The 8246-nt window shown below is 75.0% G+C and carries 7 protein-coding genes and 1 pseudogene; 2 read left to right on the top strand and 6 right to left on the bottom strand.

What is annotated here, in order from left to right; translation table 11 throughout:
• Both BMW62_RS15545 and folP read right to left on the bottom strand, forming a co-directional pair.
• Nucleotides 1-208 (bottom strand): annotated as a pseudogene (locus BMW62_RS15545) (transposase); the annotation flags it as partial.
• A 183-nt stretch (nucleotides 209-391) separates the two neighbouring features.
• On the bottom strand, nucleotides 392-1252 hold the full coding sequence (folP, locus tag BMW62_RS15540) for a dihydropteroate synthase (RefSeq protein WP_091932310.1): 861 nt from the start codon (nucleotides 1250-1252) through the stop codon (nucleotides 392-394).
• A gap of 69 nt (nucleotides 1253-1321) precedes the next feature.
• Between folP and BMW62_RS15535 the strand changes: the two genes are divergently transcribed.
• Nucleotides 1322-1783, top strand: a complete 462-nt coding sequence (locus BMW62_RS15535; protein WP_091932309.1) for a MaoC family dehydratase — start codon at nucleotides 1322-1324, stop codon at nucleotides 1781-1783.
• A 254-nt stretch (nucleotides 1784-2037) separates the two neighbouring features.
• Here BMW62_RS15535 and BMW62_RS15530 read toward each other — a convergent pair whose 3' ends face one another.
• The 4 genes from BMW62_RS15530 to BMW62_RS15515 all read right to left on the bottom strand — a co-directional run bounded on the left by BMW62_RS15530 (nucleotide 2038) and on the right by BMW62_RS15515 (nucleotide 5257).
• Nucleotides 2038-3294, bottom strand: a complete 1257-nt coding sequence (locus BMW62_RS15530) for a serine hydrolase domain-containing protein (RefSeq protein WP_091932308.1) — start codon at nucleotides 3292-3294, stop codon at nucleotides 2038-2040.
• Nucleotides 3295-3418: 124 nt separating this feature from the next.
• Nucleotides 3419-3703 carry an HU family DNA-binding protein gene (locus BMW62_RS15525; RefSeq protein ID WP_091932307.1) on the bottom strand — a complete coding sequence of 95 codons (285 nt, stop codon included), beginning with the start codon at nucleotides 3701-3703 and terminating at the stop codon, nucleotides 3419-3421.
• A gap of 271 nt (nucleotides 3704-3974) precedes the next feature.
• Nucleotides 3975-4148 carry a DUF1059 domain-containing protein gene (locus BMW62_RS15520; RefSeq protein ID WP_091932306.1) on the bottom strand — a complete coding sequence of 58 codons (174 nt, stop codon included), beginning with the start codon at nucleotides 4146-4148 and terminating at the stop codon, nucleotides 3975-3977.
• A 23-nt stretch (nucleotides 4149-4171) separates the two neighbouring features.
• Entirely contained in the window at nucleotides 4172-5257 is a 1086-nt protein-coding gene (locus tag BMW62_RS15515) for an EAL domain-containing protein (protein ID WP_244524073.1), read from the bottom strand.
• A 186-nt stretch (nucleotides 5258-5443) separates the two neighbouring features.
• On the opposite strand from BMW62_RS15515, the gene BMW62_RS15510 reads away from it, so the two are divergent.
• Entirely contained in the window at nucleotides 5444-8200 is a 2757-nt protein-coding gene (locus BMW62_RS15510; RefSeq protein ID WP_244524072.1) for a SpoIIE family protein phosphatase, read from the top strand.
• Nucleotides 8201-8246: the final 46 nt, after the last annotated feature.

Here is an 8246-nt window from a genome sequence, read left to right as displayed (position 1 = left end):
CGCGGCGGTGCTCCGGGGCCAGGCACAGCCCGACCAGCGACCGCACCGGACCCTCAGCGCACAGCAGCGCGTCGGCCAGCTCGAACAGCTCATCGGCCCGCCGACCCAGGCATCCATACAGCTGACCGCGGAACTCTCGCAGCCGGTCCAGCCCCGCCGGCCCCACGAAGCTCTGGTCAATCCCGTCGGACAGGGGAAGACTGTCCATCGCGGCCACCGCCGATCTTCGAAGCTCGCTACTCCGAAGGATCACGCGGTGGCCGCCTTCATGCCAGCCCTCGAATCACACTGATGTGACTCCGCCGGCCACGGAGGTTAAACGGCAAGCTCAGCCCACCCGGGGAACGGCACGTGGCCGCGGTGTCGTCCGGAGGACGACGGTGTCATGGCGTCAGGCGAGGCCGCGGACGGTCCGGACCGGCGGGCGGGTGCCCCGGATCGAGGCCACCATGTCCAGCGTCTGCCGGGTCGGGGCGACGTCGTGGGCCCGGAACACCCGCGCGCCCAGCCACGCGCTGACCGCCGTCGCCGCCAGCGTGCCGGTGAGCCGCTCGCCGAGGGGGACGTCGAGGGTCTCGCCGACGAAGTCCTTGTTCGACAGGGCCACCAGCACCGGCCAGCCGGTGTCCACCAGCTCGCCCAGCCGGCGGGTCGCCTCCAGCGAGTGCCGCGTGTTCTTGCCGAAGTCGTGCCCCGGGTCGACCAGCACCCGCTCGGGGTCCACGCCGGCCGAGACCGCGGCCTCGGCCAGCGTCGTCGTCCGGGCCACGATGTCGGCGACGACGTCGTCGTAGACGACCCGGTGCGGCCGGGTGCGCGGCGGCAGCCCGCCGGCGTGGGTGCACACGATCCCGGCGCCCGCCTCGGCGGCGACGACGGCCAGCGAGGGGTCCACCCCGCCCCAGGCGTCGTTGACGACGTCGGCGCCCGCCGCCAGCGCCTCGCGGGCGACCTCGGCCCGCCAGGTGTCGATGGAGATGGGCAGCGCCGGGTGGGCCGCCCGGATCGCGGCCACCAGGTCGACGGTCCGGCGCACCTCCTCGGCGGGGGAGACCTCCTCGCCGGGCGCGGCCTTGACCCCGCCGACGTCCACCATGTCCGCGCCCTCGGCGACCACCCGGTCGACCCGCTCCACCGCCGCGGCCAGCTCGTAGGTGGCGCCGCGGTCGTAGAACGAGTCGGGGGTGCGGTTGACGATCGCCATGACCGCGAACGCGCCGTCGGGCACGTCGAGGGTCCCCAGTCGCAGCAACCCGCTCCCCGTCCCATCGTGGTGTGTGGTGGAGTCAGCCAACCAGACCGTCCACGAGGAGGCAGACAGATGGCGCAGACGACGGCCGACGGCGTCGAGGGGGTCCAGGGCCTGGTCGGGCAGCAGCTGGGCCACAGCGACTGGGTGACGATCACGCAGGAGCAGGTGAACCAGTTCGCCGAGGCGACCGGTGACCACCAGTGGATCCACGTCGACCCGGAGCGGGCGAAGAAGGAGAGCCCGTTCGGCGGCCCGATCGCCCACGGCTACCTGACGCTGTCGCTCCTGCCCGCCCTGATGCCGCAGATCGTCGAGATCACCGGCTTCCGCATGGGCGTCAACTACGGCACGGAGAAGGTGCGCTTCCCCTCGCCGGTGCCCGTGGGTGCGCGGGTGCGGGCCGGGGCCACGCTCGAGGCGGCGACGCCGTTCGAGGGCGGCATCCAGATGAACCTGGCCGTGACCGTGGAGGTCGAGGGCGGCAGCAAGCCGGCGATGGTCGCCACCGTCGTCTACCGCCGCTACCTGTGACCTGTGGGCGGGCTCCTCGACGGGGCCCGCCCGCGGGGTGGGCGGGCTGCCCCCGGCCGCGGTCGAGCGTCCGCGGCGGTGCCGGTCGGAGCGGACGACTCGCACCCGCCGTCCTCCCGCGCCGTGCGGCGTCCCCTCACCGCCGACCGTGAGGGAGGACGCTCGACGATCAGGTCACCTGATCCCGAAGCGGGCAGGTCACCTGATCCAGGAGCGGGCCGCCCACCTGATCCCGGAGCGGGCCGGCCAGGGGGTCAGGTGACGATCGCCTGGTTGACCAGCTGGCGCAGGTAGTTGCGGATCGGCAGGGTGCTCGAGGGCAGCAGCTGGGTGTAGAAGCTGACGGTGAGGTCCTCGACCGGGTCCACGTAGAACGCCGTCGACGCCGCCCCGCCCCAGCTGTAGTCGCCGACGGACGAGACGACGCCGTAGTGCACCGGGTCGATCACCATCGAGAACCCGAGCCCGAAGCCGACGCCGCGCAGCGGGGTCTCGGCGAACAGCGGCCGGCCGAAGGTCTCCAGGTCCTGGTTGCCCGGCAGGTGGTTGGTCACCATGTGCGCGAGCGTGCGCGGGCCCAGCAGCCGCCCGCCGTCGTACGAGCCGCCGCGGCGCAGCATCTCCACGAACCGCAGGTAATCACCGGCCGTGGAGACCAGCCCGCCACCGCCGGAGAGGAACGCGGGCTTGTGGTGGGCCGCCTCCCCCATGGCGTCCAGCGGCGCGTAGCCGGTCGCCGCACCCCCCGGCTGCCCCGGCACGGCGCCGTAGAGCCGGGCGAGGGACGGCACGTCGTCGCCGTCGCGCAGCCCGAAGGAGGTGTCGCGCATGCCCAGCGGCGCGAAGATGCGCTGCTCGAAGAACTCGTCGAGGGGCTGGCCGGAGACGACCTCGACCAGCCGGCCGAGCACGTCGGTGGAGACGCCGTAGTTCCACTCGCTGCCGGGCTGGAAGACCAGCGGCACCGAGGCCCACTGCCGGCAGACCTCGGCCGAGTCCGCGCCGGGCGGGGTGCCCCACTCGTGGCCCATCGCGCGGTACATGGCGTCGACCGGGTGGGCGTGGTGGAAGCCGTAGGTGAGCCCCGCCGTGTGGGTGAGCAGGTGCCGGACCCGGATGGGCTCCACCTGCGGGCTGGTCACCGGCTTCATCGCCGACCCGGCCACGTAGACGCGGGTCTCGGCGAACTCGGGTAGCCACCGCGCGATCGGGTCGGTGAGCTGGAAGGCCCCCTCCTCGTACAGCATCATCGCCGCGACGGAGGTGACCGGCTTCGTCATCGAGAAGATGCGCCAGCGGGTGCCGGTCTCGACCGGCAGACCCGCCTCGACGTCGCGGAAGCCTCCGCGGCCGACGTGCACGAGACGCCCGTGGCGGGCCACGGTGACCAGGAACCCCGGCAGCTGGCCGTCGTCGACGTACCGGGAGAGCCGGTCGTCGACGCGGGCCAGCCGGGCGGGATCCATCCCCACCTCGGCCGGGTCGGTGCCCACCTGCAGGTCGTCGTTCACGCCCACCTCCGGTCCCTGGGGTCGCCCGCCGCCGGGCGACGCCTCGACCGGCATCCTGACTCACGCCCTTGTGAGCCCGGACACACGGGGTCGCGGCGCCCGCCCGGCTGCGGGCGCGACCGGATCAGACCGGGACGGAGCTGGCGGCCTTCTTCAGGTTCGAGCCGGCGGTCACCTTGACGGTGTTGGCGGCGGGGATGTCGATCGACTCACCGGTCTGCGGGTTGCGGCCGGTGCGGGCGGAGCGCTGGGTGCGCTCGACCGTGATCAGCCCGGAGACGGCGACCTTCTCGCCACGGGTGATGGCGTCGACCAGCTCGTCCTGCAGGCCGGCGAGGACCGAGTCGACGGTCGAGGCCGGGACGTCGGCGCGCTTGGCGATGGCGGAGACCAGTTCGGCCTTGTTCATGGAGCAACCTTTCCGTAGGGGGTGGCGGTGCCGTGTCCTCGGCACGCAGCCGGCTCTTCCACCCGGACGCGCGGAGCGCCACCGGGGTTCCCGCACCCACGCCTGGCGGGGGTACGGAACCCGGTCTCGCGGGATTCCGGGCCGGGGGCACGGTGTCATGCCGCCTGCAGGTCTGGCCAGTGGGGGGTTCCGGGAAACCCGCAGCAGACCCGCTGATCACAGCCGTCACGCCCCCGGGGACCCCGCGGAGCGGGCCCCGGGCGCGGGCGCCTCAGACCTGGTGGATGTGCGCGCGCACCGCCGCGGCCAGCTCCGGGGTCACCTGGTCGATGCCGTGCGCGGCGGCGCCGTGCGGCACCACCTGCGCGAAGATGCCCTCCTCGTCGGGGGTCGTGAAGGCCGCGCCGCAGCCGGGGACGACGTCGCCGCAGGCGAAGCGCTTCATGGGGGTCTCTCCTCTGGGTGGGGTCAGCGAGCGGCACTGGCGGCGGACGCCAGGTCCTCCATCCGCACCAACCCGAGCACGTGGCCGGTCGGGTCGGTGCAGACGACGGGGTCGAAGCGGTGCACCGGCGGGCGGGTGAGCGCCCGGCGCAGGGCGTCCCCGATGTCGGTCGAGGGGTGCACGCGCAGCGAGACCGGTGCGGTGTGCACCTCACCGGTCCGCGGGTCGCAGAGCAGCAGGGCCGCGGGCTCGCCCTGCGGTCCCACCAGGACGGCGGGCGGCGTGGCGGGCTCCTCGCCCAGCACGCACTGGCGCACCGGGCGCACCAGGCTGGCGACGCTCTCGGTCAGCCGCGCACGGGCGGAGTGGAGGCGCACCAGCCGGACGACGTCGGGGTCCAGCGGCCGGAACTCCGGCGCCGGGCGGCCGAGCAGCCAGCCCTGGGCCAGGGGTACCCCCAGGCGGGTGAACGCGGCCAGCTCCGCGGGCGTCTCCACGCCCTCGGCCAGCAGCCAGGCGTCGATGCGGCCGGCGAACTCGCCGATCATCTCCACGAGCGCCATGCGGACGGGGTCGCCGTCGGCGTCGGAGACGAGAGCCCGGTCGAGCTTCACCAGCTGCGGGCGCACGGCGGCGAGCTGCTGCAGGCCTGAGTAGCCGCTGCCGGCGTCGTCGACGGCGATCAGCGCACCGCGCTGCCGCAGGGCGTCGGTCTGCCGGCGCAGCGCACCCAGGTCGTCGACCGGGGTGTGCTCGGTCAGCTCGATCACCACGCGGCGCAGGTCGGGCCGGGCGGCGAAGGCGTTCTCGATGACCTCGGCGCCCAGCAGGTGGGGGCTGACGTTCACGGTCAGGAAGGTGTTGGCCGGCAGGTGGTCGACGGCGGCGAGCGCCTTGTGGATAGCCAGCGCCTCGAGCTCGGCGGCGATGCCCGCGTCCGCGGCGGCGGCGAACCAGACGTCGGGCCCGGTGGAGCCGGGGAAGCGGGCCAGCGCCTCGTACCCGGCGATGCCGGCGGTGGCGAGGTCGACGATCGGCTGGAAGACCAGGGTCAGGTCGTCGGCGTCGGCGAGCAGCGGCCGGCAGTCCGGCGGAGCGCTCGTGCGCATGCCCAGCATGGTCAGGTGATCGGCCGGCGCCGGCCGGACCTTGACCCGGCCCCGGCCGCCCCACCCGGAGGGGTGCCCTGCCCTGCGCGGCGCGGCGGGATGCCTGTCCCGTGCCGTCGGTGGGGCGTGCCAGCATGTGCGGAGGATGCTCCCGGTCAGGGGGCGGCGATGCCGGTCGGAGGGTGCGTGGCCACGACAGGCTCCGCCGTTCACGATGAGCAGTCCGGGGGGGACCCGCTCACCGATCCGCTGCGGATCGCCGCGGCACGCCGGCTGCTGCTGGAGGTCCCGGGGCCGGCCGCGTTCGACCGGTTGTCGGCGCTGGCCGCCCGGCTCCTCGACGTCGGGCACGCCAAGGTCACGCTCTTCACCGACCACGACGTCGTCGTCGGCGGGTACGGGCTGCCCGCCGGCGTGGTGGGTGGCCCGGCGCTGGCCACCGGTGCGCTCTCGGCCATCACGGTCCGCCAGGGCCGGCCGCTGAAGATCGCGGCGGCCGCCGAGGACGAGCGGGTCGCGGGGCTTCCCGCCGTCGCCTCCGGCGAGGTCGGCGCCTACCTCGGGGCCCCGCTCCTGGCCGCCTCCGGGCAGGTGGTGGGGGCGCTGGCCGCCTACGACGGCGCGCCGCGCACCTGGTCCGAGGACGCCGCCGAGCTGCTGGAGCAGCTGGCCGCCTCCGTCGTCGCGGAGCTGGAGCTCTCCGCGGCCCAGTCGGCGGTCGGCACCTCGCGGGCCTGGCTGGAGGTCGCGCTCGAGGCGAGCTCCGTGGGCATCTGGGAGCGCGACCTGCGCACCGGGACCATCCACTGGGACGACCGGTGCGCCGCGCTGTTCGGCCTGGACTCGGCGGTGGACCTCGACTCGCTGGACGACGTCCTGGTCACGCACGTGCACCCCGACGACCACGCCGCCATCGCCGAGGCCATGCGGGTCGCGATCGAGCAGCGCGGCGACTACACCGTGGAGTTCCGGGCGCTGCGCGAGGACGGCGGCACGCGCTGGGTGCTGGGCCGCGGGCGGGTGGTGGCGGACGCGACCGGCGCGCCGGCCCGGGTGCTCGGCACCGCCGTGGACATCACCGAGGCGCGCGGGCAGGCGCAGCGGCGGCTCACCGCCGTGCAGCGGGCCGCCGCGATCGCCGAGGTGGCGGCCGAGCTGGCCAACGCCGCGCGGCTCGACCAGCTCGCCGACATCGCGCTGCGCGGGGCCCAGGTGCTGGGCGCGGAGTCCAGCGCGCTGGCTCTCTTCGACCCCGGCGGCGGCCCGCTGCGGCTGCGTATGACCGGCAACCTGGTGGCCACCGTCCGGGCGAGCGCACCGGACGCCGGGCCGCTCGACGCCGTCGTCCTGCCGATGGACGACGCGCTGCCGGCCCAGCACGCAGCCCGGCACGGGCGCCGCATCCTGCTGGACGACCGCGCGGACGCGGTGGCCCGGTTCCCGGCCATGGAGCCCGTCGCCGAGATGCTCGGGCTGCAGGCGCTGGCCACCGTCCCGCTGCGGGTCGAGGGGCGGCTGCTCGGCTCGTTCCTCGTGGTCTGGACCACCGAGCACCACTTCACCGGTGACGACGTCGAGGTGCTCGAGGCGCTGGCCGCCCAGATCGCGCTGAGCGTCTCCCGTCTGCAGTCGGAGGCCGAGCGCGGAGCGGCGGTCGCGGCGATGGCGCAGGCCAACCAGCGCCTGCGGCTGCTCGCGGACGCCGGCCGCGTGCTCTCCGGCACGCTCGACATCGACCAGCAGATCGGCCGGCTGGCCTCGCTGGTCGTGCCCGAGCTGGCCGACTGGTGCTGGATCGTGGTCACCGACGAGCAGGGCCGGTTGCACGACGTGGCCAGCAGCCACCGCGACCCCACCCGCGGGGGCGAGGTCGAGGCCTACGTCCGCGCGATGGTGGCTTCGATGAGCGAGGAATCGGCTGCACGGCGGGTCATCACCACCGGTCGTCCGGTGCTCCTGCCGGTCATCGAGTGGGACCAGGTGACCCGGGCGCTGCCCGATGCCGCCGCCCGCGAGCGCTTCGCCCGGCTGGGGGCGGGGGCCGGGGTGGCGGTGCCGCTGGTGGCGCGCGGCCAGGTGCTCGGCGCCCTGGGGCTGTTCACCGGTGAGCACCGCGGCCCGCTGGGCGAGGCCGAGGTGGACACCGCGGTGGAGATCGGCCGGCGCGCGGGGCTGGCCCTGCACCAGGCCCGGCTGTACGGCCAGCAGCGCGACCTGGCCGACGCACTGCAGCGCAGCATGCTCACCGAGCCGCCGCAGCCGGAGCACTGCGAGATCGTCGTCCGGTACGTGCCGGCCGCCGAGGGTGCCGAGATCGGGGGCGACTGGTACGACGCGTTCCTGCAGCGCGGCGGGACGACGGTGCTCGCGATCGGCGACGTCGTCGGCCACGACACCCGGGCGGCCGCGGCGATGGGCCAGGTCCGGGGCCTGCTGCGAGGGATCAGCTACTCCAGCGGCGGCTCCCCGGCGGAGGTGCTCACCGAGCTCGACCGCGCCGTCCAGGGGCTGGCGCTGAACACGATGGCCACCGCGCTGGTCGCCCAGCTGGAGCCCGAACCCGACGACGAGGCCGGGCGGATGCGGCTGCGCTGGGCCAACGCGGGGCACCCGCCGCCGGCGCTGCTGGCCTCCGACGGCAGCGTCGTCCTGCTCGACGGCAAGCAGGCCGACCTGCTGCTGGGCGTGGCGCCGGAGACGGTGCGGGAGGACCACGTCGCCGTCCTGGCCGCGGGCTCCACGGTGCTCCTCTACACCGACGGACTGGTCGAGCGCCGCGACCGCGACATCGACGCCGGTACCGAGCAGCTGCTGGAGGTGCTCGGCGAGTGCGGCGGGTTCCCGCTCGACGAGCTGTGCGACCGGGTGCTGGCGCGGATGATCCTGCCCGACGCCGAGGACGACGTCGCCGTCCTGGCCGTCCGGCTGGTGCCGGAGGACTGAGCGCGACGTCCGCGGCGGACCGGCTGAGCGCCGTCCTCACCGTCGG

This window comes from Blastococcus sp. DSM 46786, from assembly GCF_900109665.1.
GTDB lineage: Bacteria > Actinomycetota > Actinomycetes > Mycobacteriales > Geodermatophilaceae > Blastococcus > Blastococcus carthaginiensis.
The sequence above is the reverse complement of the archived record's forward strand: the minus strand, read 5'-3'. Positions and strand labels throughout refer to the sequence as shown.

Excerpts from the sequence above, each read along its gene's own strand:
- BMW62_RS15515 (WP_244524073.1), bottom strand. The coding sequence starts at position 5,257 with ATGCGCACGAGCGCTCCGCCGGACTGCCGGCCGCTGCTCGCCGACGCC.
- BMW62_RS15535 (WP_091932309.1), top strand. The coding sequence starts at position 1,322 with ATGGCGCAGACGACGGCCGACGGCGTCGAGGGGGTCCAGGGCCTGGTC.
- BMW62_RS15525 (WP_091932307.1), bottom strand. The coding sequence starts at position 3,703 with ATGAACAAGGCCGAACTGGTCTCCGCCATCGCCAAGCGCGCCGACGTC.
- BMW62_RS15520 (WP_091932306.1), bottom strand. The coding sequence starts at position 4,148 with ATGAAGCGCTTCGCCTGCGGCGACGTCGTCCCCGGCTGCGGCGCGGCC.